This is a genomic window from Pseudorhodoferax sp., assembly GCF_047601025.1.
Lineage (GTDB): Bacteria > Pseudomonadota > Gammaproteobacteria > Burkholderiales > Burkholderiaceae_C > Pseudorhodoferax.
The window spans coordinates 1,983,931-2,006,533 of record NZ_JASGJZ010000001.1; the positions used below are offsets into that span (position 1 = coordinate 1,983,931).

Genomic DNA, 22,603 nt, shown 5'->3' on the forward strand with positions numbered 1-22,603 from the left:
CTCGTTCAGGGTTTCGCCGGATGGGTCGCCTCCGGAAGCCGTGCCAGTATCAATTGGCCTGACCACTTGGCCAATTCAGGACTATCCCTAGACCCGTGCCGCTGCAATCCGTCGCCCCCCAACGCCTGTACCGCCAGATCGCGGACCAACTGCGCGAGCTGATCGCGCAGGGCGAGTTCGCCGTCGGCGCGCGGCTGCCGGCCGAGCGCGAGCTGGCGCAGCAGCTGGGCGTGAGCCGCCCCTCGGTGCGCGAGGCGCTGATCGCGCTGGAGGTCGAGGGCTGGGTCGAGGTGCGCACCGGCTCGGGCGTGTACGTGCTCGGGCGGTCGCGCCGCTCGGCCGCGCCGGCGGCGGCCGCCGCGCAGAACGAATGGGGGCCGCTGGAGCTGATCCGCGCGCGCCGCGTGGTCGAGGGCGAGACCGCCGCCATCGCCGCGCGGCAGCGCAAGCGCGCCCACCTGCAGGCGATGGACCAGGCGCTGGACGACATGCGCGCCACGGCCGCGCGCAACACCATGCCGCTGGAGGGCGACCGCGCCTTCCACCTGGCCATCGTGCAGGCCTGCGGCAACCAGGTGCTGACCGAGACCGTGCAGGGCTTCTGGGACTCGCGCCGCGGCCCCATCTTCACGCGGCTGGGCGGCTACTTCGAGACCGTGGCCTCCTGGCGCATGGCGATCGCCGAGCACGAGGCCATCCGCGGCGCGATCGCCGCGCGCGACGCCGGCGCCGCGCGTGCGGCGATGCACACGCACATGGACAAGTCGCACCAGCGCTTTTCCGCCAGTTGGCGGCGCGCCAAGGATTTCCCCACCCCCGCCTGACGACACCAAGGAGACGACACCATGCCCGACAAGCGCCGCACGCTCAAGACCCTGGCCCTGGCCGCCGTGCTGGCCTGCACCCTGGGCCCGGCCCAGGCCCAGACCAAGCTCAAGTGGGCCCACGTGTACGAGACCTCCGAGCCCTTCCACAAGTACTCGGTCTGGGCCGGCGAGGAGATCAAGAAGCGCACCAACGGCAAGTACGAGATCACGGTGTTCCCGGCCTCCACGCTGGGCAAGGAGGCCGACATCAACCAGGGCCTGACGCTGGGCACGGTGGACATCGTGCTGAGCGGCGCCAGCTTCTCCGGGCGCAGCTACCCGCCGCTGGCCATCACCTACTTCCCGTTCATCTTCCGCGACGCCGAGCACCAGCTCAAGTACGCCCGCAGCGACGTGTTCCGGGAACTGGCCAAGGGCTACGGCGACAAGACCGGCAACCACATCACGGCGCTCTCCTACTACGGCGCGCGCCACGTCACCAGCAGCGCGGCGCGGCCGGTGGCCAAGCCCGAGGACATGAAGGGCCTGAAGATCCGCGTTCCCGACGCGCCGGCCTACCTGGCCTTCCCGCGCGCGCTGGGCGCCAACGCCACGCCGATCGCGTTCGCCGAGGTCTACCTCGCGCTGCAGAACAACACCGTGGACGCGCAGGAGAACCCGCTGCCCACGATCGAGGCCAAGAAGTTCTACGAGGTGCAGAAGAACATCTCGCTGACCGGCCACATCGTCGACTCGCTGCTGACGGTGGTCTCCGGCAGCCTGTGGAAGCGCCTGTCGGCCGACGAGCAGAAGATCTTCACCGAGGTCATGCAGGAAGCGGCCGAGAAGACCGGCCGCGAGATCATCGCCTCCGAGGCGCGCCTGGTCGAGGAGTTCAAGAAGCGCGGCAACAACGTGATCACGGTGGACAAGAACGCCTTCCGCGAGGCCGTGCTGAAGAACACCAAGCCCACGGACCACGGCTACCGCCAGCAGGACTACGACCGCATCGTGGCGATCCAGTAGGCCGCCGAGCCAACGCCGGGAGACGCCATGTCCGAGCACAGGATCATCGACGACGAGGGCCACTTCCACGCCGAGGACGAAGCGGTCGACCTGTCCGGCACCATCGCCGAGGGCTGGGTCGCGCTGCTGCTGTTCTGGCTGCTGGGGGCCACCGTGCTGTACCAGTTCGTCACGCGCTACGTGCTGAACGATTCGGCCGCCTGGACCGAGGAGGTGGCGCGCTACATGCTGATCGGCGTGGTGTTCATCGGCGCGGCCATCGGCGTGCGCAAGAACAACCACATCCAGGTGGACTTCTTCTACCGCCACATGCCGGCGGCGATGGGCCGCTGGCTGTCGCGGCTGGTCGACGTGGTGCGCACCGCGTTCTTCGTCGCGGCCGCGGTGATGACGGTGCAGATGATGCTCAAGATCGGCGGCAACACGCGCATGACCGTGATCGACGCGCCGATGAACATCGTCTACGGCGTGTGCCTGGTCGGCTTCGTCGCGATGGCCTGGCGCTCGCTGCAGGTCGCGCGCATCCACTGGTCGCGCGGCTACAGCGTGCTCGAGCGCCCCGAATCCACCATCGACGAGCGCTGACCCATGCTCAAGATCCTGTTCCTGGTCTTCATGGCCGGCGGCATCCCGGTGGCCATCGCCATGGCCGGCGCCTCGCTGGTCTACATCCTGATCTCGGGCGACCTGCCGCCGTTCGTGGTGGTGCACCGCATGGTCAGCGGCATCGACAGCTTCCCGCTGCTGGCCGTGCCGTTCTTCATCCTGGCCGGCAACCTGATGAACAACGCCGGCATCACCACGCGCATCTACAACTTCGCGCTGGCGCTGGTGGGCTGGCTCAAGGGCGGCCTGGGCCACGTGAACATCGTCGGCTCGGTGGTGTTCGCCGGCATGAGCGGCACCGCCATCGCCGACGCGGCCGGCCTCGGCACGATCGAGATCAAGGCCATGAAGGAGCACGGCTACAGCACCGAGTTCGCGGTCGGCGTCACGGCCGCCTCGGCCACGCTGGGGCCCATCATCCCGCCCAGCCTGCCGTTCGTGATCTACGGGATGATGGGCAACGTCTCGATCGGCGCGCTGTTCCTGGCCGGACTGATGCCGGGCCTGCTGATGACCATCCTGATGATGCTGACGGTGGCCTACTACGCGCACCGCAACGGCTGGGGCCGCGACATGCAGTTTTCCGGCCCGCGCCTGGTCAAGGCCCTGTCGGAGCTGGCGGTGGTGGTCGGCTGGCCGCTGCTGCTGTGGCTGGTCGTGGCCAAGCTGGACGTGCCGGCGCAGCCCGCGGTGTTCGTGGGCCTGGCCTCGCTGTTCGTGCTCGACCGCATCTTCCGGTTCGAGGCGCTGCTGCCCATCATGACGCCGGTGCTGCTGATCGGCGGCATGAGCACCGGCCTGTTCACGCCCACCGAGGGCGCGATCGCGGCCTGCGTCTGGGCCATGATCCTGGGCTTCCTGTGGTACCGCACGCTGCAGTGGAAGATGTTCCTGAAGGTCTGCCTGGAGACCATCGAGACCACCGCGACGGTGCTGTTCATCGTCGCGGCCGCGTCCATCTTCGGCTGGATGCTGACGGCCACCGGCGTGACCACCGACATCGCCGCCTGGGTGCTGGGCTTCACGCGCGAGGCCTGGGTGTTCCTGCTGCTGGCCAATTTGCTGATGCTGTTCGTCGGCTGCTTCCTGGAGCCCACGGCGGCGATCACCATCCTCGTGCCGATCCTGCTGCCGATCGCCACGCAGCTGGGCGTCGACCCGGTGCACTTCGGCCTGGTCATGGTGCTGAACCTGATGATCGGGCTGCTGCACCCGCCGATGGGCCTGGTGCTGTTCGTGCTGGCGCGCGTGGCCGGGCTCTCCTTCGAGCGCACCACCATGGCCATCCTGCCCTGGCTGGTGCCGCTGCTGCTGAGCCTGGCCATCATCACCTACGTGCCGGAGCTGGTGCTGTGGCTGCCCAGGATGTTCTTCTGATGCGCTTGCGGGAGGCTTTCCGATGACCCCCTTCATCCGCCTGCACCCCGACGACGACGTGGTGATCGCGCGCGGCCAGCTGGTCGGCGGCGCCAGCGTCGAAGGCTTCGCCGTGCGCGGCCTGGTGCCCGCCGGCCACAAGATCGCCGCGCGCGACATCGCGCAAGGCGCGCCGGTGCGCCGCTACAACCAGATCATCGGCTTCGCCAGCCGGCCGATCGCGCAGGGCGAGCACGTGCACACGCACAACCTGGACATGGGGCCGGACAAGGGGGGCTTCGCCCGCGACTACGCCTTCGGCGCCGACGTGCGGCCGCCGCCGGCGCGGCGCGAGGCCAGCTTCCTGGGCATCCGCCGCGCCGACGGCCGCGTGGCCACGCGCAACTACATCGGCGTGCTGACCAGCGTGAATTGCTCGGCCACCGCCGCGCGCGCGATCGCCGACCATTTCTCGCGCCGCATCAACCCGCAGGCGCTGGCCGCCTACCCGCAGGTGGACGGCGTGGTCGCGCTGACGCACGGCACCGGCTGCGGCATGGACACCGAGGGCCTGGGCATGCGCATCCTGGAGCGCACGCTGACCGGCTACGCCACGCACGCCAACTTCGCCGGCGTGCTGGTCGTGGGCCTGGGCTGCGAGGCCAACCAGATCAACGCCTGGCTGGCCAGCGGCCACCTGGTCGAGGGCGAGACGCTGCGCACCTTCAACATCCAGGACACCGGCGGCACGCACAAGACGGTCGAGAAGGGCATCGCGCTGATCGAGGCCATGCTGCCGCGCGCCAACGCCGTCGTGCGCGAGCCCTGCAGCGCCGCGCACATCGCCATCGGCCTGCAGTGCGGCGGCTCGGACGGCTACTCCGGCATCAGCGCGAACCCGGCGCTGGGCGCGGCGGTGGACCTGCTGGTCGCGCACGGCGGCACGGCCATCCTGTCGGAGACGCCCGAGATCTACGGCGCCGAGCACCTGCTGACGCGCCGCGCCGTGCGCCGCGAGGTCGGCGAGAAGCTGGTCGAGCGCATCCGCTGGTGGGAGCGCTACACCGCGCTGAACGACGGCGAGATGAACAACAACCCCTCGCCCGGCAACAAGGCCGGCGGGCTGACGACGATCCTGGAGAAGTCGCTGGGCGCGGTCGCCAAGGGCGGCACCGGCAACCTGGAGGCGGTCTACGAATACGCCGAGCCGGTCACGGCGCACGGCTTCGTCTACATGGACACGCCGGGCTACGACCCGGTCAGCGCCACCGGCCAGGTCGCCGGCGGCGCCAACCTCATCTGCTTCACCACCGGCCGCGGCTCGGCCTACGGCTGCGCGCCCGCCCCTTCGCTGAAGCTGGCCACGAACACCGCGCTGTGGCGGCGCCAGGAAGAGGACATGGACGTCAACTGCGGCGAGATCGTCGACGGCACGGCCGGCATCGCGCAGATGGGCCAGCGCATCTTCGAGCTGGTGCTGGCCACCGCCTCGGGCCAGACCACCAAGAGCGAGCGGCACGGCTACGGCCAGAGCGAGTTCGTTCCCTGGCAGGTGGGCGCGGTGATGTGAGCGCCCCGGCCTTCCCTTCCCCGCGGTCGTGCGGCGCCTCCCTCCGGCGGGGCAGCGGCGGCCGCCCCACTTCGGAGCCCTCATGAGCAAGACCCTCACCCCCGAGAAGCTGCAGGACCTCGTGGCCCACGTGCTGGCCGCCGCCGGCAGCGCGCAGGCCGAGGCCGACAAGGTCGCGGCGAACCTGGTGCTGGCCAACCTGTCCGGCCACGACTCGCACGGCGTGGGCATGGTGCCGCGCTACGTCGACGCGGTGCTGGAAGGCGGGCTGAAGCCCAACACCGGCGTGCGCGCCGGCGTGGACCTGGGCACCATGCTGGCGCTGGACGGCCAGCGCGGCTACGGCCAGATCGTCGGCGAGCAGGCCATGCGCATGGGCATCGAGCGGGCCCGGCGGCACGGCAGCTGCATCGTGACGGTCGGCAACAGCCACCACCTGGGCCGCATCGGCCATTTCGCCGAGATGGCGGTGGAGGCGGGCCTGGTGTCGCTGCATTTCGTGAACGTGCTGTCGCGGCCGGTGGTCGCGCCGTTCGGCGGCGGCGACGGGCGCTTCGGCACGAACCCGTGCTGCATCGGCATCCCGCTCGAAGGCCAGCCCCCCTTCGTGCTCGACTTCGCGACCAGCCGCGTGGCGCAGGGCAAGATGCGCGTGGCCCACAACAAGGGCGAGCGCGTGCCCGAGGGCTACCTGATCGACGCGCAGGGCCGGCCGACCACCGACCCCGGCGTGGTCGTCGTGCCGCAGGGCGAGGGCCTGTTCGGCGCGCTGATGACCTTCGGCGAGCACAAGGGCTACGGCATGGCCGTGGCCTGCGAGCTGCTGGGCGGCGCGCTGACCGGCGGCGGCACCTGGCACCGCCCCGCCGACACCGCGCGCACGGTGCTCAACGGCATGCTGGCGGTGCTGATCGACCCGGCGAAGCTCGGCACCCGGCCGGCCTTCGAGCGGGAGGCCGCGGCCTTCGTCGACTGGCTGCGCCAGGCCCCGGCCGGCCAGGGCCACGATCGGGTGCGCATCGCCGGCGAGCCCGAGCGCGAGGCCCGCGCCCGCCGCGCGCGCGAAGGCATCGTGCTGGACGACGCGACCTGGCAGGAGATCGTGGACGCCGGGCGCAAGGTGGGCTGGGCGGTCGCCGGATGATCCGGCCGCCACCGGCCGCGGCCGGCCGGTGTCATGATGCGGCTCCGATGGCCCCCGTCCGCATTCCCCCGATCCAGGCGCTGCAGGCCTTCGAGGCGCTGGCGCGGCTGCGCAGCGTCACCCAGGCGGCCGAGGCGCTGAGCGTGACGCCCAGCGCCGTCAGCCACCGCATCCGCCAACTGGAGACGCAGCTGGCCGTCAAGCTGTTCACGCGCGGCGAGTTCACGCTCAGCGCCGAGGGCGCCGCCTACCTGGCGCGGGTGCGCGAAGCCCTGGCCGCGCTGCAGCAGGTGCCCGGGCGCGACGCGCAGGCCGGCGCGCCGACGCGGCTGCGGCTGGCCGTCACGCCGACCTTCTCGCGCGAGCTGCTGCTGCCGCGGCTGGCGCTGTTCCGCCACGCCTATCCCGAGGTGGAGCTGACGCTGCAGGTGGCCATCCCGGGCGCCCACGTCGTGGACGGCGAGGCCGACCTGGAGGTGCGCTTCGGCACCGGCCCGTTCCCCGAGCGCGAATCCATGCACCTGCTGGCCGACACGGTCTGCCCGGTCTGCAGCCCCGACTACCTGCACGAGGCCGGCCCCTTCGACGGCTTCGCCAGCGAGCAGGACGTCGGCCGCGCGCGGCTGATCCGCACGCCGCTGGAGCCCTGGCGCACCTGGTTCCGCGCCTGCGGCATCCAGCGCCCCGAGCCGGCCAGCGGTGCCCAGTTCAACGACCTGGGCCTGGTGCTGGACGCGGCCGTGGCCGGCTTCGGCGTGGCGCTGACGCGGCTGCGGCTCGGCCGCGGCTGGCTGGACAGCGGGCGGCTGGTGCGCCTGTCGCCGCAGAGCGTGCCGTCGCCGCACAGCTACTACCTGTGCTGGCGGCCGGGCGCGCTGGAGCGCTGGGAATGCGCGGCCTTCGTGGACTGGCTGCGGCAGGCGATGCGCGACGCGCCGTGACGATGGCGGCGGCGCAGCGCCTCACGGCGCGAGCGCCGGCCCGAGCGCCGCGGCGATGCGTTCGCAGCGCCGCGCCTCCTTGGCCGCCAGGGCCCGCATCCAGCCCGCGTGCCCGAGCCGCTGCACCGTGGGCCGCAGGCGCGCCAGCACGCCGAGCACCGGGCCGTCCTCCCCGGCGCAGCAGGCTGTTGCGGCCGCCTCCAGCAGCCCGGGCGCGTCGATGTCGGCCAGGCTGGAGAGGAACAGCAGCACGTCCAGCGCCTGCAGCATCGGCAGCGGAAAGTGGCGGTCGAACGCGCGGTCGAAGTCGAAGCGCACGAAGCCGGTGCCGTTCCAGGCCACGTTGCGGATCTGGGCGCCGCCGTGCCAGTGGCCGGCGCGGTGGAACTGCGCGAGGTCCTCGGCCGCGGCGAGCAGCAGGTCCGCACGGGGCGCCGCGCCGTCGCGCCCGCACGCCGGCAGCGGCCGGCCGGCCGGCTCCATCACGAAGGCGCTGCGGGCGACGGCCAGCACGCGCGGGACGGCAGCGCCTGCGGCATGCAGTTCGCGCAGCCGCTGTACTTCGAACACATGCAGCGCGGTACGGCGCACCGGCGTGAACGGCAGGCCCGGGGCCAGCAGCCGCCGCAGCAGCGGCGCGAACGCGCCGAGCAGCCAGCCCTCCCACGGGCGCCGCCGGAACAGCCGCTTGGCGAACGCGGGCTGGCCGTCCCAGACGCACGGTGCCACCCGCCGTCCTGCCAGCAGGGCGTCGAGCGTGGCTTCGGCAGCCTCGGGGGTCAGGCTGCCGGCGGCCGGGGCATGGTGTGCATCGTCGTGTGCCACGGGCGGTCGGCCCCGGCAGGCGCAAACGCTCCCGGGGTGCGTCCGCATTGTCGGCCTCCGTGGAATGACCCAGTGAATCGGTCGGCCCGGGTGCGCCGGCCACGGGGCGGCGCGTGAAAAACCTTCAAGCCCCGCCGCAACATTTTTTCATGTACGGCGTGAACTCCTCCACGTAAAGTCGCTCGCGCTGCGCTGACCGGCCGAAGCCCGCGCCGCCCCGTCCTCAGACCAACGTCCAACAGTTCAGGAGACATCCGCCATGTCCTGGCAGCAGATCTACGACCCGTTCGGGAACATGTTCATCTCCACCGCGCTGGCGGCCATCCCCGTGGTGGTCATGCTGGGTGCGCTGGGCTTCTTCCACATCAAGGCGCACATCGCCGCCGGCATGGGCCTGCTCGCCGCGCTGGCGGTGGCCGTCTTCGCCTACGGCATGCCGGCCGATATGGCCGGGCGCGCCGCCATGCTGGGCGCCTTCACCGGCCTGCTGCCGATCGGCTGGATCGTGCTGAACATCATCTTCCTGCACCAGCTGACCGAGCAGAACGGCAGCTTCAAGGTACTGCAGGACTCGCTGTCGGGCATCACCGAGGACCGGCGCATCCAGCTGCTGCTGATCGCCTTCTGCTTCGGCGCCTTCTTCGAGGGCGCGGCCGGCTTCGGCACGCCGGTGGCGGTGACGGCCGCGATCCTGATCGGCCTGGGCTTCTCGCCGCTGGCGGCCTCCGGCCTCTCCCTGATCGCCAACACCGCGCCGGTGGCCTTCGGCGCGCTCGGCACGCCGGTGATCACGCTGGCCCAGGTGCACGGCTACGACCTGCACGCGGTGACGGCCATGATCGGCCGCCAGCTGCCGCTGTTCTCGCTGCTGGTGCCGTTCTGGGTGGTGTGGGCCTTCGCCGGCTTCAAGGGCATGAAGGAGATCTGGCCCGCGATCCTGGTCACCGGCCTGTCCTTCGCGATCCCGCAGTACCTGGTGTCGAACTTCATGGGGCCGGAGCTGGTGGACATCATCGCCGCCATCGTCTCGATGCTGTGCCTGGTGGCCTTCCTGCGCGTGTGGCAGCCGAAGAAGATCTGGACCTCGCCGGCGATGCGCGGCAAGGACATCAGCGCCGCCGAGGCCAAGCCGCCGCAGCCGGTGGTGCGCCATTCCAAGGAAGCGCTGGTCGCGGCCTGGACGCCCTGGGCCATCCTGTCGGTGTTCGTGTTCGTCTGGGGCCTGCCGCCGGTGAAGAACTGGCTCAACGGCATCTTCGCGCCCAAGTTCGCGATCGACGGCCTGCACAACCTGATCATGAAGGTGCCGCCAGTGGTCACCACGCCGCACCCCGAGGCCGCGGTCTACACGCTGAACCTGCTGTCGGCCACCGGCAGCGGCATCCTGCTGGCGGCTGTGATCAGCGCGCTGGTCATGAAGTACAACCCCGTCGCCATCGTGCGCACCTTCTTCAAGACCTTTTGGCTGGTGCGCTATTCGCTGCTGACCATCGTGCTGATGCTGGCGCTGGGCACGTTGACGCGCTTCTCCGGCACCGACACCACGCTCGGCCTGGCCTTCGCCAACACCGGCGTGCTGTACCCCTTCTTCGGCACGCTGATGGGCTGGATCGGCGTGGCGCTGACCGGCTCGGACACCGCATCGAACGTGCTGTTCGGCGGCATGCAGAAGGTGGCGGCCGAGCAGCTGGGCCTGTCGGGCAACCTGATGGGCGCGGCCAACAGCTCCGGCGGCGTGATGGGCAAGATGATCGACGCGCAGTCCATCGTCGTGGCCTCCACCGCCACGCGCTGGTTCGACCACGAAGGCGACATCCTGCGCTACGTGTTCTTCCATTCGATCGCGCTGGCGGCGCTGGTGGGCCTGTTCGTCACCATGCAGGCCTACGTCTGGCCGTTCACGCTGATGGTCGTGCACTGAGGGCTCGGCCATGTCCGCCCAGCCCCACCATCCCACGGTCGGCCTGTTCGTGACCTGCCTGGTCGACGCGATGCGCCCGCAGATCGGCTTCGCGGCGATCCAGCTGCTGGAGGAGGCCGGCTGCCGCGTCGAGGTGCCGCCGGCGCAGACCTGCTGCGGCCAGCCGGCGCTCAACAGCGGCGACGCCGCCGACACCGCCACGCTGGCGCGCCAGACCATCGCCGCCTTCGAGGGCTACGACCACGTCGTGCTGCCCTCGGGCTCCTGCGCCGGGACCATGGTGCACGGCTACCCGGAGCTGCTGGCCGACGACCCCGCCTGGGCCGCGCGCGCCCAGGCCATGGCGGCGAAGACGCACGAGATCACCAGCTTCCTGGCCGACGTGATGGGCTTCGCGCCCCGGGGCCGGCATCTCGACGCCACCGCCACCTACCACGACAGTTGTTCCGGCCTGCGCGAGCTGGGCGTGGCGGCGCAGCCGCGCCGGCTGCTGGCGCAGGTCGAGGGGCTGCAGATGCGCCCGCTGGAAGGCAACGACGTCTGCTGCGGCTTCGGCGGCACCTTCTGCGTCAAGTACTCGGACATCTCCAACGCCATCGTCGGCGAGAAGGCCGAGGCGATCGAGAAGACCGGCGCCGACCTGCTGCTGGCCGGTGACCTGGGCTGCCTGATGAACATGGCCGGCAAGCTGCACCGCCGCGGCGCCCGGACCCGCTGCTTCCACACCATCGAGGTGCTGGCCGGCCATGCGGGCGCGCGCGACCCGGCCATCGGCGAGGAGGGCTGAGCATGCACGCCCACGCCGCCGCCAAGCCGCCCTTCAAGGAACGCGCCCGCGCCGCGCTGGCCGACCGCACGCTGAAGCTGGCGATCGACCGCACCACCGGCAACGCCGAGCGCAAGCGCGCCGCCGCGGTCGCGGCCTTCCCGGAGTTCGAGGCCGCACGGGCGCGCGGCAAGGCGATCAAGAACCACGTGGTCGCCAACCTGGCCTACTACCTGGAGATGTTCGAGCGCAACGCCACCGCGGCCGGCGCCAAGGTCTACTGGGCGGCCGACGACGCCGAGGCGCGCGCCATCGTCACCCGCCTGTGCCTGGAGGCGAAGGCGAAGCTGGTGACGCGTTCCAAGTCGATGCTGGGCGAGGAGATCGGCCTGCCGCACGCGCTGGCCGATGCCGGCATCGAGCGCGTCGAGACCGACCTGGCCGAGCACATCATCCAGCTGGCCGGCGACCCGCCCTCGCACATCGTCTGGCCGGCGATGCACCGCACGCGCGAGCAGGTGGCCGAGCTGTTCAAGGCCGGCCACCACCCGCCGCCCGCGGCCGACGACCCGCCGACCATGGTGCAGAGCGCCCGCCGCCAGCTGCGCGCCAAGTTCCTGGGCGCCGACGTCGGCATCTCGGGCGCGAACTTCCTGGTCGCCGACACCGGCGCCACCTGCACCGTCACCAACGAGGGCAACGCCGAGCTGACCACCACGCCGCCGCGCGTGCACATCGTCACCGCCGGCATCGAGAAGATCGTGCCGTCGACCGCCCATGCCTTCGCGCTGCTGCGCCTGCTGGTGCGCTCGGCCACCGGCGGCGAGCTGACGCAGTACACCACCTTCCACTGCGGGCCGAAGCGCGCCGGCGACGCCGACGGGCCCGAGGAGATGCACATCGTGCTGGTGGACAACGGCCGCACGCGCATGCTGGCCGACGAGTTCCGCGAGATGCTGCGCTGCATCCGCTGCGGCGCCTGCATGAACCACTGCGTGGTCTACCGCCAGATTGGCGGCCATGCCTACGGCGGCACCTACCCCGGCCCGATGGGCTCGGTGCTGACCCCGGTACTGGACGGGCTGGCCGGCTCGCGCGACCTGCCCAACGCCTGCACGATGAACGGCCGCTGCGCCGAGGTCTGCCCGGTCGGCATCCCGCTGCCGACGCTGCTGCGCGCCTGGCGCACGCGCAGCTGGCGCGAGCGGCTGGAGCCCGGCGCGCTGCGCATGGGGCTGGGGGTGTGGGCGCAGCTGGCGCGCCGCCCGGCGCTGTACCGGCTGGCCAGCGGCGTCGGCGTGCGCGTGCTGCGGCTGTTCGGCCGCGGCGGCTGGATCGCCAGCCTGCCGCTGGCCGGCGGCTGGACCGCTTGCCGCGACCTGCCGCGCCCGGCCGGCCGCACCTTCATGGAGCAGTACCGCGCGCAGCGGAAGGGAGGGCGGTGATGGATTCCCGCGACCGCATCCTCGCCGCCGTGCGTGCCGCCGCGCCGCCGCGCCCGGCCGAGGCCATCGCCGCCGAGGCCGCCGCGCTGCTGGCCGACGCCCCCGCGTCGCGCCCGGCGCTGGCCGGCGCCACGCTGGCCGAGGCCTTCGCCAACAAGGCCACGGCGCTGGGTACCACGCTGGAGCGCGTCGCCGCGCTGGCCGAGGTGCCGCAGGCGCTGCGCCGCTACCTGGACGCGCAGGGGCTGCGGCCCTCGGTGGCGCTGCAGCCGGCGGCCGAGTTCGCCGCGCTGGACTGGGGCGGCATCGAGTGCCACGCCACCCTGGCGCCCGACGAGCCGGTGGCCCTGGGCCTGGCCGAGGGCGGCATCGCCGAAAGCGGCTCGCTGGTCGTGCATTCCGGGCCGCACGCGCCGATCCTGCTGTCCTTCCTGGCGCTGCACCACGTCGTCGTGCTGCGCGAGGCCACGCTGATGCCCTACCTGGAGGACTACGCCGCCCGCCTGGCCGCCGGCGCGATCCCGCGCAACGCCATCCTGATCACCGGCCCCAGCGGCACCACCGACATCGAGGGCAGCTACGTGCGCGGGGCGCACGGGCCGGGCTTCCTGCATGTGCTCCTGGTCGGGCAGGGGCGAGAATCCGGACTGTCATGACCGTCATCACCACCATCGAAGACCTGCGCGTGCTGGCCGAGAAGCGCGTGCCGCGGATGTTCTACGACTATGCCGACTCGGGCTCCTGGACCGAGGGCACCTACCGCGCCAACGAGGCCGACTTCCAGAAGATCAAGCTGCGCCAGCGCGTGGCCGTGAACATGGAGGGCCGCACCACGGCCTGCACCATGGCCGGCCAGGCGGCGAAGATGCCGGTGGCCATCGCGCCGGTCGGCCTGACCGGCATGCAGCACGCCGACGGCGAGATCCACGCCGCGCGCGCGGCCGAGAAGTTTGGCATCCCATTCACGCTGTCCACGATGAGCATCTGCTCGATCGAGGACATCGCCGAGCACACCAACGCGCCGTTCTGGTTCCAGCTCTACATGATGCGCGACCGCGACGCCATGGCCCGCATGATCGGCCGCGCCAAGGCCGCCCGCTGCAGCGCGCTGGTGCTGACGCTGGACCTGCAGGTGATCGGCCAGCGCCACAAGGACCTGAAGAACGGCCTGACCGCGCCGCCGCGGCCGACGCTGCGCAACATCGTCAACCTGGCGACCAAGCCGCGCTGGTGCCTGGGCATGCTGGGCACCAAGCGCCACACCTTCCGCAACCTGGTGGGCCACGTGCAGGGCGTGTCGGACATGCGCTCGCTGTCGGCCTGGACCAACGAGCAGTTCGACCCGCGCCTGTCCTGGGCCGACATCGCCTGGGTCAAGGAGCAGTGGGGCGGCAAGCTGATCCTCAAGGGCATCATGGTCCCGGAGGACGCCGAGCTGGCCGCGCAGGCCGGCGCCGACGCCATCGTGGTCAGCAACCACGGCGGCCGGCAGCTGGACGGCGCGCCCTCTAGCATCGAGGCGCTGCCGGCCATCGTCGCGGCCGTCGGCAGCCGGCTGGAAGTCTGGATGGACGGCGGCATCCGCAGCGGCCAGGACGTGCTTAAGGCCTGGGCGCTGGGCGCGCGCGGCACGCTGATCGGCCGCGCCATGGCCTACGGCCTGGGCGCTATGGGCGAGGCCGGTGTGACCAAGGCGCTGCAGATCATCCACAAGGAGCTGGACGTGACCATGGCCTTCTGCGGCCACACCGACATCCGCAACGTGGACCGCAGCATCCTGCTGCCGGGGACGATCCCGGGCTGAGGACGGTCAGCGCCCGGTCCATCGGGGGCTGCGCTTTTCCGCGAACGCCCGCGGGCCTTCCCGGGCGTCGTCGCTGGCCAGCATGCGCTGCGCCGCCTCGTAGCGTTCGTGCATCGCCTGCTGCAGGTCCGCGACCGCCATGCTTTGCAGCATCACCTGCTTCGAGGCCTGCACCGCGAGCGGCGCGCAGGCCAGGATCTCCGCGGCGAACTGCCGGGCCCGCGGCAGGACCTGCCCGGGCGGCACCACCTCGTTCAGCAGCCCGATGCGCCGGGCCTCGGCCGCGGTGATCGGGGCGCCCGTCAGCACCAGGGCCATGGCGTCCTTGGCCGCGATCTGGCGCGGCAGGCGCTGCAGCAGGCCGCCGCCGAGCGCCGCCAGGCCGACGCGCGGCTCGGGCAGGCCGAACTGGGCGTCTTCGGACGCCACCCCCAGGTCGCAGGCGGCCAGGATCTCCATGCCGCCGCCCAGGCAGTGGCCGTTGACGGCCGCGATCAGCGGCTTCCACAGGTCGAACCGGTGGGTGATGCCGGCAAAGCCGGTCGGCGGCTTGGCGTGGTCGCCGGTGGCGGCCAGCTCCTTCAGGTCCGTGCCCACGCAGAACGCGCGCTCGCCGGCACCGGTCACGATGCACACGCGCAGGTCCGGGTCGGCGGCGTAGCGGTCGAACGCGTCGGCCAGTTCCCGGTGCGCCGCCGGGTGCAGCGCGTTCAGCACGTGCGGGCGGTTCAGCGTGAGCGTGAGGAGCGGGCCCTCCACCTCGTACAGGCAATGGCGGTAGCGGCTGGCGTGCATGTCGGCGTCCTTTCGGCGTGCACGGTAGCAGCGCCCCCCATTGCGCAGGGACATGGCGACCATGTTCTTTCTCGCATTTCCAGCCGGGAAGCGTTCGCCTAGAGTCGCGGCCGGCCGTTCGGGTCGCTCGATCAACAGGAGACAACATGAGGAAATGGGTGAAGCAGGCGGCCGCAGCCGCGGCCGTGGCCGGCATGGGCGCCATCGCGGGGGCGCAGACGCTGCCGGTCGTCGGCATCGTCGAGCTGTCGGGTCCGGGCGCCACGGCCGGCGTGAACTTCGACAACGGCGTCAAGCTGGCCGTCAAGGAGATCAATGCCGCGGGCGGCATCCTCGGGCGCAAGGTGCAGTACACCGCGCTGGACACGCAGACCCAGCCCGGCGTCGCCAAGGGGCTCGCGGCCAAGGCCGTGGACCAGGACGTGCCGCTCGTGATCGGGCCCGTGTTCTCCGGCTCCATCCTGGTGTCGATGAACGAGACGCGCCGTGCGCAGGTGCCCAACATCATCGGCGGCGAGGCCGCGGCGATCACCCAGCAAGGCAACCCCTACGTGTTCCGCGCGTCCTTCACGCAGGCCGCGGCCATGCCCAAGGTCGCGCGCTACCTGGCCGACAGCCTGAAGGTGAAGACGCTGGCGGTCATCTACGTGAACAACGATTTCGGCAAGGGCGGCCGCGACATGATCGCCAAGGCCGTCGAGGCCAAGGGCATCCGGATCGCCGCGGACATCTCCACCGACCAGGGGCAGGTGGATTTCTCCAGCGCCGTGCTCAAGGCCAAGCAGTCCGACGCCGATGCGCTGTTCGTGTACTCCAACGAGGAGGAGTCGGCCCGCCTGCTGAAGGAGCTGCGCAAGCAGGGCTACGACAAGCCCGTGGTCGGCGAGACCACGCTGGCCAACGACAAGGTGATCGAACTCGCCGGCGCCGCAGCCAACGGCGTGATCGCGCACGTGGGCCTGACCGCCGACGCGCCCAACCCGACCGTGCAGGCCTTCGCGCAGCGCTACCAGGCCGAGTACAGGACCAAGGCCGACCACAACGCCATGAAGGGCTACATCGGCATGCACGTGGCCCGCGCCGGCTTCGAGAAGGTCGGCAAGGTCGATCCCAAGGCATTCGCCCAGGCCATGCACGGCATCTCCATCTCGGCGCAGCAGTACCCCGGCGTGCTGTTCGACGTGACCTACGACGACAAGGGCGACCTGGACCGCGAGAGCTTCTTCGTGCGCGTCGTCGACGGCAAGGCGCAGGTGATCGAGACGCTCAAGGCGGCCCGGTAAGCGGCCAGGCACGGCGCGCGGCGCGGGCGCCGACGCACCGGCACGTCCCCGCGCCGCCCTGCACATCCATGACGGACTTCATCCAACTCTTCTTCAGCGGCCTGTCCACCGGCGCCATCTACGCGCTGGCGGCGCTGGGCTTCACGCTGCTCTGGCAGGCCAGCGGGACCATCAACTTCGCGCAGGGCGAGTTCGTCATGCTGCCGGCGTTCGCGATGCTGGCCTTCATGGCCTCGGGCGTGCCGCTGTGGCTGGCCTTCGTGCTGTCGGCCGGCGTGGCCACGCTGGTGCTGGGCTGGGGCTTCAAGCGCGGCATCGTCGACCCGCTGTTCAAGCACGGGATGATGCCGATCGTGGTCGCCACGATCGGGCTGTCGATCGCGCTGCGCAACGGCGTGCGCGCCGGCTTCAGCGCCGAGGCGCACCCCTTCCCGGGCCTGTTCCCGGCCACGCTGTTCAACCTGGGCGGCGTCACGGTCTCGGCCGCCGACGTCGGCACCTTCGTGCTGGCGCTGGCACTGGTGCTGGCGGTGCAGGGCTTCCTGTCCCGCACGGTCACGGGCCGCGCCATGCAGGCCGTGGCGCAGAACGCCGAGAGCGCGGCCGTGCTGGGCATCGACGTGCCGCGCATGGTCCTGAACACCTTCGCCATCAACGCGGTGCTGGCCACCGCGGCGGCCCTGCTGGTCACGCCGACCTACCTCGCCAAGTTCGACATGGGCGAGAGCCTGGGCACCAAGGCTTTCTTCGCCGCGGTGATCGGCGGGTTCAACAACAGCCGCGGCGCGCTGCTGGGCGGCCTGATCGTGGGCGTGTGCGAGAACCTGGCCGCGGCCTACATCTCGCCCGCCTACAAGGATGCCGTGGCCCTCGTGATCTTCATGGTCGTGATCCTGTTCAAGCCCCAGGGACTGCTGGGCAAGAAAGTCGAGCGCAAGGTATGAAGAAGTCCATCGCGCTCGGGCTCGCGGCCGTCGCACTGCTGGTGGCGCCGCACTGGCTGCGCAACTACGGGATCTACCTGCTCACGTCCTGGCTGGTCTACGTCATCGCCACGATGGGGCTGAACCTGACGGTCGGCTACGCGGGCCAGAAGTCGCTGGGCCATGCGGCGTTCTTCGGCATCGGCGCCTACGCCTCGGTGATCCTGATGCAGGCCGGCATCGGCTTCTGGGCCGCGCTGCCGGCCGCCGCGCTGATCTGCTTCGCCGTCGGCCTGATCCTCGGCTTCCCGGCGCTTCGGGTGCAGACCATCTACCTCGCGTTCGCCACGCTGGGCTTCAACACCGCCGTCTGGCTGGTGATGCGCAACGAGGAATGGCTGACCGGCGGCACCTTCGGCATCAACAACATCGCGCGGCCCAGCGTGTTCGGCTTCAGCGTGGAGAGCAACCTCGCCTACTACCACCTGGTGCTGGCCGTCGCCGCGCTGCTGGCGCTGCTGCTGTGGGGGCTGCTGCGCTCGCCCTGGGGCAAGGCCTTCACCGCGCTGCGCGACAACCCGATCCGCGCCGAGAGCCTGGGCGTGGACATCCGCGCCTACACGCTGCTGAGCTTCGCCATCGGCGCGGCCTACGCCGGCATCGCCGGCGCACTGTTCGCGAGCCTGGTGCAGTTCATCGAGCCCGCGCCGTTCACCGTGCTCGCCTCGATCATGATGTACCTGATGGTCGTCGTCGGCGGGCCGGGCTATTTCTTCGGGCCGGTGCTGGGCGCGGCGGTCGGCGTGCTCCTGCCCGAGTGGCTGCGCTTCGCGCAGGCCTGGTACCTGTGCCTGTTCGGCGCGGCGGTGGTCGCGCTGATGATCTGGCTGCCCGACGGGCTGCTGTCCATTCCCGACCGGATCCGCGCGCGCCGGCAGTCGCGCGCGGCCTCGGCCGCGCGCGCGGCGGCCGCGCGTTCCGCAGGAGCCGGGGCATGAAGGCCGGCGACCCGGCGCCGGTGCTGCGCGTGAGCGGCCTGAAGAAGCGCTACGGCGCGATCCAGGCCGTCGCCGGCGTGGACTTCGAGGTGCGCGCCGGCGAGATCTTCGGCGTGATCGGCCCCAACGGCTCGGGCAAGACCACACTGTTCAACAGCATGCTCGGCCAGATCGTGCCCGACGAGGGACGCATCGAGCTCAACGGCGAGGACGTCACGCGCCTGGGGCCCATGGCGCTGAACCGCCGCGGCGTGGGGCGCACGTTCCAGACGCTGCAGGTGTTCGGCAAGATGACCGTGCGCGACAACCTGCTCGTGGCCGCGCAGGAGCACCACGGCTCCATGTTCAGCCGCATGTTCGCGCCTGGCGACTGCGGGCTCGGCCCGCGTGCCGACGCGCTGATCGACCGTTTCCGCATCCGCCACGTCGCGGACACCCGGGCCGGCGAACTGTCCTACGGCCAGCAGAAGCTGGTGGACATCGCCATGGCCTTCATGAGCGAGCCCGACCTCGTGCTGCTCGACGAGCCCTGCGCCGGCGTGAACCCCAGCCTGGTCGGCGGCATCGGCGCGCTGCTGAAGGACCTGAACCGCCACCCCGCCGCGGACAAGCGCGCGAGCTTCGTCGTGATCGAGCACAACATGGACTTCGTGATGGACCTGTGCCACCGCATCATGGTCATGGTCGAGGGCCGCGTGATGGCCATCGGCACGCCCGAGGAGATCCGCGCCAACAAGCAGGTGCTGGACGCCTACCTCGGAAACTGAGACGCGGCGCCATGGCCATGGAAGACTGACATGAAACACCCCCGGTCTGCGCGCTGCGCCCTCCGCCACCCCTTTCGAGGCGGCGGAGGGCCGTGGCTCCCCGCCTGCCTGCGCGGGCGTGGACGGCCCGACGAGGCCACTCCTCCGGAGCCGCTGCGGCCTGCAAGGCGGGCCTGCGCTCCGGCCAGGCCGGCCCGTGGCGTCCGCCGGCACGGCCGGCTCCGCGGCCTGTCGGACCGCTGCTCGCGGCCCGGCTTCATGCGCTGCGGGTGGCGCGCCGGCACGGTGGAGAACTGACATGGCATCGGACGGCATCTGCATCGAGTTCGACGACGTCGTCGCGGGCTACAGGGACTTCATGATCCTGAACAAGCTGAGCTTCCAGGCCAGGCGCGGCGCGATCACGCTGCTGCTGGGCCCCAACGGCGCGGGCAAGTCCACGGCGCTGAAGACCATGTTCGGCCTGCTCCGGCCGCGGCAGGGCCGCATCCTGCTCGACGGCGAGGACATCGCCGGCGCGGACCAGAAGAGGCTGCTGGGCAAGGGCGTCGCGTTCGTGCCGCAGGGGCGCAACCTGTTCGGCCAGCTGTCGGTGTTCGAGAACCTGGAACTGGGCGGCATCACCATCGGCATGAAGGCCACGCATGCACGCATCCCCGAGGTGCTGGAGCTGTTCCCGCGCGTCAGGGAGCGGCTGCGCAGCGCCGCGTCCAGCCTGTCCGGCGGCGAGCAGAAGCAGCTGGAGATCGGCCGGGCGCTGCTGCTGCGCCCCAAGGTGATCCTGATCGACGAGCCCAGCATCGGCCTGTCCCCGATCGTGGTGCAGGACGTCTTCCGGCTGCTGCGCACGCTGGCCGCGCAGGGGACCACGGTGCTGATGGTCGAGCAGAACGTCAGGAGCGCGCTGAAGATCTCCGACGAGGCCATCGCGCTGGAGTCCGGCCGGCGCGTGCTGCAGCGGCCCGCGGCCGAGCTGCTGGCCGATCCGCACATCGAGCGGCTGTTCCTGGGCGGCGCGCCGGCTGCCGCCTACTGAACGGCGCCGCGGGTGGATGCCCGCAGGAACAGCCCGGCGCAGACGCCGCGCAGCCAGCGGTTGCCGGGGTCCTGGTGGAAGCGGGCGTGCCAGTGCTGGCGCACCGAGAAGCCGGGGATCGGCACCGGGCAGGGCAGCACGCGCAGGCCGCCGCCCTGCGCCAGCGTCTCGCCGATGTGGCGCGGCAGCGTGGCGACCAGGTCGGTCGTGGACAGGATCGCCGGCAGACCCAGGAAGCCCGGGATCTGCAGCGCCAGCCGGCGCTCGATGCCGAGCCGCCGCACCGTGCTCTCCAGCAGCTGCGCGCCGGTGCCCGAGACGATGCCGACGTGCGCCTCGCGCGTGTAGTCCGCCAGCCCGAACGCGCGCGGCCTGATGCGCGGATGGGCCGCATGCGCCAGGCAGATCCAGTCCTGGTCGAACAGCGTCTGCTGGTAGAAGCCGGCCTCCAGTTCCGGGATCAGGCCCAGCGCCAGGTCGGCCGCCCCGGCCTCCAGCTCCGCTGCCATGCCGGCGTGGATGCCCACGGCCTCCAGCGTGACGCCGCCCGCCAGGGCGCGCACCTGCGCGAACAGCTGCGGCAGCAGCGTGATGTGGCTGGCATCGGTCATGAAGATCCGGAAGCTGCGCTGCGCGCTGGCCGGGTCGAACGCCGCCGGCGGCTCCGAGAGCGTGCGCAGCCCGGCCAGCACGCTGCGCACGGTGCCGATCAGCGCCTCCACGCGTGGCGTCGGCAGCATGCCCTGCGGCGTGCGCACGAACAGCGGATCGCCCAGCTGCTCGCGCAGGCGCGCCAGCCAGATGCTGACCGTGGGCTGCGTCTGCCCCAGCCGCTCGGCCGTGCGCGTGACGCTGCCGGTGCTGTGCAGCAGGTCGATCAGCAGGAGCTGCCGGGTGTCGAGCAAATCGAGGTCGGCCATCGTCTTCGATCATGTGGTGCGGCAATGCAGTGTATTGCGGCCATGCGATTTCCATCATGGGCAGCGCTCTCCAGAATCCGCTCTCGACCAACGGAGACCGAAGTGGAGATTGCAGTTCTGGGAGCCGGCGCGCTGGGCTGCGCGATCGGCGGCACGCTGGCCGCGGCCGGCAACGCGGTGGTGCTGATCAACCGCAACCGCGCGCACGTCGAGGCGATCGAGGCGCACGGCCTGCGCATGCGCAGCGCGGACGGCGAGCGCGCCGTGCCGGTCCGCGCCGCGACGGACTGCCGCGGGCTCGGCCCGGTCGACCTGGTGATCGTGCTGGTCAAGTCCTTCCACACCCGCGAGGCCATGGCCGCCGCCTCGGCGCTGGTCGGTCCCGGCACGGCCGTGCTGTCGCTGCAGAACGGCCTGGGCCACGAGGACATCCTGGCCGGCATCGTCGGCGGCGAGCACGTGCTGGCCGGCAAGACCTACGTCGGCGGCGTGCTGCTGGGCCCGGGCCGCATCCTCGCCGGCGTGGACGGCAAGGAGACGCTGATCGGCGAGCTCGACGGCAGCCGCAGTGCGCGCGTGCAGCGCATCGCCGACTGCTTCTCGGCCGCGGGCCTGGCCACCACCGTCAGCGACGACATCCTGGGCACGATCTGGGACAAGCTGCTGGTCAACGTGGCCACCGGCGCCGTCAGCGGCATCACCGGCTTGCCGTACGGCCCGCTGTACCGCATCCCCGAGATCGAGGCCACCGCCATCGCCGCGGTGCAGGAGGCCATGGACGTGGCGCGCGCCAGCGGCGTGCGGCTATCCACCGCCGATCCGCGCGCGGCCTGGGACAAGGCCGCGGCCGGGCTGCCGGAGGACTTCAAGACCTCGATGCTGCAGAGCCTGGAGAAGGACTCGCCCACCGAGATCGACTTCATCAACGGCGCGGTGGTGCGCTGGGGCCAGCGCTGCGGCGTGGCCACGCCGGTCAACGCCACGCTGGTGGCCTGCATCAAGGGCATCGAGCGCGCCCGCACCACCACCCCCTGATTCCGGAGACGAGCGACATGAGCACACCCCGCGTTCCCCCCACCCGCGCCTACCTCGAGCACGTGGCGATCCGCGTGCGCGACATCCACTGGCACATCCGCTTTTTCCGCGAGGTGCTGGGCATGGAGCTGCGCGAGATCGACGGCCCGCCCGAGGCGCCCCGGCAGTACTGGACGCTGGGCGGCCTGCAGTTCGTGGCGACGCCCGACTTCGCGGCGCCCCCCAGCCACGACGCCGGCTGGCTGGCCCACCTCGGCGTGATGGTCGACGACCTGGAGGCCGCGCTGCAGGCCGCGCAGGCCTGGGGCGTGCAGCCGCTGCCGCCGGGCCGCAACTGGCTGCAGCTGCCCGACGGCCTGGCCGTGGAGCTGATCCAGGCCGCGCCCGGCAGCGTCGCCCAGGCGCTCGCCGTGCGACCGCGCGGCTGAGAAGCGCTGAAGAACGGATTCCTCACGCCCACGCGAGGCCCCCGATGAGCGCTCCGTCTCGCCATCGCCGTGCTGCGGGGCCCCGCCCCTCGGGCCGGAGCACGCCAGGCGCCACGTGGGCGTTGCAACCCTGGCCCTGGCACCCGTCCGGGCGGCGGCCTGCGCCTGTGCGTGGGAGGCGCCCCCCGTCGTGGTCGCGAGCGATCCA

General features: G+C 71.5%; 22 protein-coding genes. 19 read left to right on the plus strand and 3 right to left on the minus strand.

All coding sequences use genetic code 11. The features are described from left to right. The first annotated feature begins 95 nt into the window (after window positions 1–95). The 7 genes from QM782_RS09350 (at window position 96) to QM782_RS09380 (ending at window position 7,449) form a co-directional block, all read left to right on the plus strand. Window positions 96–824: a FadR/GntR family transcriptional regulator gene (locus QM782_RS09350; protein ID WP_415202643.1), complete on the plus strand. Its 729-nt coding sequence runs from the start codon at window positions 96–98 to the stop codon at window positions 822–824. Window positions 825–845: 21 nt separating this feature from the next. Next, window positions 846–1,832, plus strand: coding sequence for a sialic acid TRAP transporter substrate-binding protein SiaP (locus QM782_RS09355; protein ID WP_415202644.1), 987 nt, complete (start codon window positions 846–848; stop codon window positions 1,830–1,832). Between the two features lie 27 nt (window positions 1,833–1,859). Continuing rightward, a complete protein-coding gene (locus QM782_RS09360) occupies window positions 1,860–2,417 on the plus strand; it encodes a TRAP transporter small permease (RefSeq protein ID WP_415202645.1) in 558 nt (185 codons plus the stop codon). Between the two features lie 3 nt (window positions 2,418–2,420). Beyond that, the gene (locus QM782_RS09365; protein WP_415202646.1) at window positions 2,421–3,815 is read left to right on the plus strand and encodes a TRAP transporter large permease; all 1,395 of its coding nucleotides are present in this window, start codon (window positions 2,421–2,423) and stop codon (window positions 3,813–3,815) included. Window positions 3,816–3,837: 22 nt separating this feature from the next. Next, complete coding sequence (locus QM782_RS09370) at window positions 3,838–5,364, plus strand: UxaA family hydrolase (protein ID WP_415202647.1); 1,527 nt, start codon at window positions 3,838–3,840, stop codon at window positions 5,362–5,364. 82 nt (window positions 5,365–5,446) lie between these two features. After that, entirely contained in the window at window positions 5,447–6,508 is a 1,062-nt protein-coding gene (locus tag QM782_RS09375; protein ID WP_415202648.1) for a malate/lactate/ureidoglycolate dehydrogenase, read from the plus strand. A gap of 47 nt (window positions 6,509–6,555) precedes the next feature. Further along, the gene (locus QM782_RS09380; RefSeq protein WP_415202649.1) at window positions 6,556–7,449 is read left to right on the plus strand and encodes a LysR substrate-binding domain-containing protein; all 894 of its coding nucleotides are present in this window, start codon (window positions 6,556–6,558) and stop codon (window positions 7,447–7,449) included. A 21-nt stretch (window positions 7,450–7,470) separates the two neighbouring features. Here QM782_RS09380 and QM782_RS09385 read toward each other — a convergent pair whose 3' ends face one another. Then, window positions 7,471–8,274: a hypothetical protein gene (locus QM782_RS09385; RefSeq protein WP_415202650.1), complete on the minus strand. Its 804-nt coding sequence runs from the start codon at window positions 8,272–8,274 to the stop codon at window positions 7,471–7,473. A gap of 259 nt (window positions 8,275–8,533) precedes the next feature. Between QM782_RS09385 and QM782_RS09390 the strand changes: the two genes are divergently transcribed. From QM782_RS09390 to QM782_RS09410, 5 genes are read left to right on the plus strand one after another with little or no spacing between them, the layout of a single operon-like run. After that, on the plus strand, window positions 8,534–10,195 hold the full coding sequence (locus QM782_RS09390; protein WP_415202651.1) for an L-lactate permease: 1,662 nt from the start codon (window positions 8,534–8,536) through the stop codon (window positions 10,193–10,195). Between the two features lie 10 nt (window positions 10,196–10,205). Next, window positions 10,206–10,982: a (Fe-S)-binding protein gene (locus QM782_RS09395; RefSeq protein ID WP_415202652.1), complete on the plus strand. Its 777-nt coding sequence runs from the start codon at window positions 10,206–10,208 to the stop codon at window positions 10,980–10,982. A 2-nt stretch (window positions 10,983–10,984) separates the two neighbouring features. Then, window positions 10,985–12,406, plus strand: a complete 1,422-nt coding sequence (locus tag QM782_RS09400; RefSeq protein ID WP_415202653.1) for a lactate utilization protein B — start codon at window positions 10,985–10,987, stop codon at window positions 12,404–12,406. Next, a complete protein-coding gene (locus QM782_RS09405) occupies window positions 12,406–13,062 on the plus strand; it encodes a LutC/YkgG family protein (protein WP_415202654.1) in 657 nt (218 codons plus the stop codon). Before QM782_RS09400 ends, QM782_RS09405 begins: the two co-directional genes overlap by 1 nt. After that, complete coding sequence (locus QM782_RS09410) at window positions 13,059–14,210, plus strand: L-lactate dehydrogenase (RefSeq protein WP_415202655.1); 1,152 nt, start codon at window positions 13,059–13,061, stop codon at window positions 14,208–14,210. The genes QM782_RS09405 and QM782_RS09410 overlap by 4 nt, the downstream gene beginning before the upstream one ends. Before the next feature lie 6 nt (window positions 14,211–14,216). Here QM782_RS09410 and QM782_RS09415 read toward each other — a convergent pair whose 3' ends face one another. After that, the gene (locus QM782_RS09415) at window positions 14,217–15,005 is read right to left on the minus strand and encodes an enoyl-CoA hydratase-related protein (RefSeq protein WP_415202656.1); all 789 of its coding nucleotides are present in this window, start codon (window positions 15,003–15,005) and stop codon (window positions 14,217–14,219) included. A 146-nt stretch (window positions 15,006–15,151) separates the two neighbouring features. On the opposite strand from QM782_RS09415, the gene QM782_RS09420 reads away from it, so the two are divergent. The 5 genes from QM782_RS09420 (at window position 15,152) to QM782_RS09440 (ending at window position 20,012) form a co-directional block, all read left to right on the plus strand. Then, on the plus strand, window positions 15,152–16,288 hold the full coding sequence (locus tag QM782_RS09420) for an ABC transporter substrate-binding protein (RefSeq protein WP_415202657.1): 1,137 nt from the start codon (window positions 15,152–15,154) through the stop codon (window positions 16,286–16,288). 68 nt (window positions 16,289–16,356) lie between these two features. Next, entirely contained in the window at window positions 16,357–17,232 is an 876-nt protein-coding gene (locus QM782_RS09425; RefSeq protein ID WP_415202658.1) for a branched-chain amino acid ABC transporter permease, read from the plus strand. Continuing rightward, on the plus strand, window positions 17,229–18,209 hold the full coding sequence (locus QM782_RS09430; protein ID WP_415202659.1) for a branched-chain amino acid ABC transporter permease: 981 nt from the start codon (window positions 17,229–17,231) through the stop codon (window positions 18,207–18,209). Before QM782_RS09425 ends, QM782_RS09430 begins: the two co-directional genes overlap by 4 nt. Further along, the gene (locus tag QM782_RS09435) at window positions 18,206–18,976 is read left to right on the plus strand and encodes an ABC transporter ATP-binding protein (RefSeq protein WP_415202660.1); all 771 of its coding nucleotides are present in this window, start codon (window positions 18,206–18,208) and stop codon (window positions 18,974–18,976) included. The genes QM782_RS09430 and QM782_RS09435 overlap by 4 nt, the downstream gene beginning before the upstream one ends. Window positions 18,977–19,274: 298 nt before the next feature. Beyond that, complete coding sequence (locus QM782_RS09440) at window positions 19,275–20,012, plus strand: ABC transporter ATP-binding protein (RefSeq protein WP_415202661.1); 738 nt, start codon at window positions 19,275–19,277, stop codon at window positions 20,010–20,012. On the opposite strand, the gene QM782_RS09445 is transcribed toward QM782_RS09440, so the two are convergent. Continuing rightward, complete coding sequence (locus QM782_RS09445) at window positions 20,006–20,932, minus strand: LysR family transcriptional regulator (protein ID WP_415202662.1); 927 nt, start codon at window positions 20,930–20,932, stop codon at window positions 20,006–20,008. The two genes, QM782_RS09440 and QM782_RS09445, sit on opposite strands and share 7 nt — an antisense overlap. Window positions 20,933–21,034: 102 nt before the next feature. Between QM782_RS09445 and QM782_RS09450 the strand changes: the two genes are divergently transcribed. Together QM782_RS09450 and QM782_RS09455 are read left to right on the plus strand one after the other, a co-directional pair. Next, entirely contained in the window at window positions 21,035–21,967 is a 933-nt protein-coding gene (locus QM782_RS09450) for a ketopantoate reductase family protein (protein WP_415202663.1), read from the plus strand. Between the two features lie 17 nt (window positions 21,968–21,984). After that, entirely contained in the window at window positions 21,985–22,395 is a 411-nt protein-coding gene (locus QM782_RS09455; RefSeq protein WP_415202664.1) for a VOC family protein, read from the plus strand. Window positions 22,396–22,603: the final 208 nt, after the last annotated feature.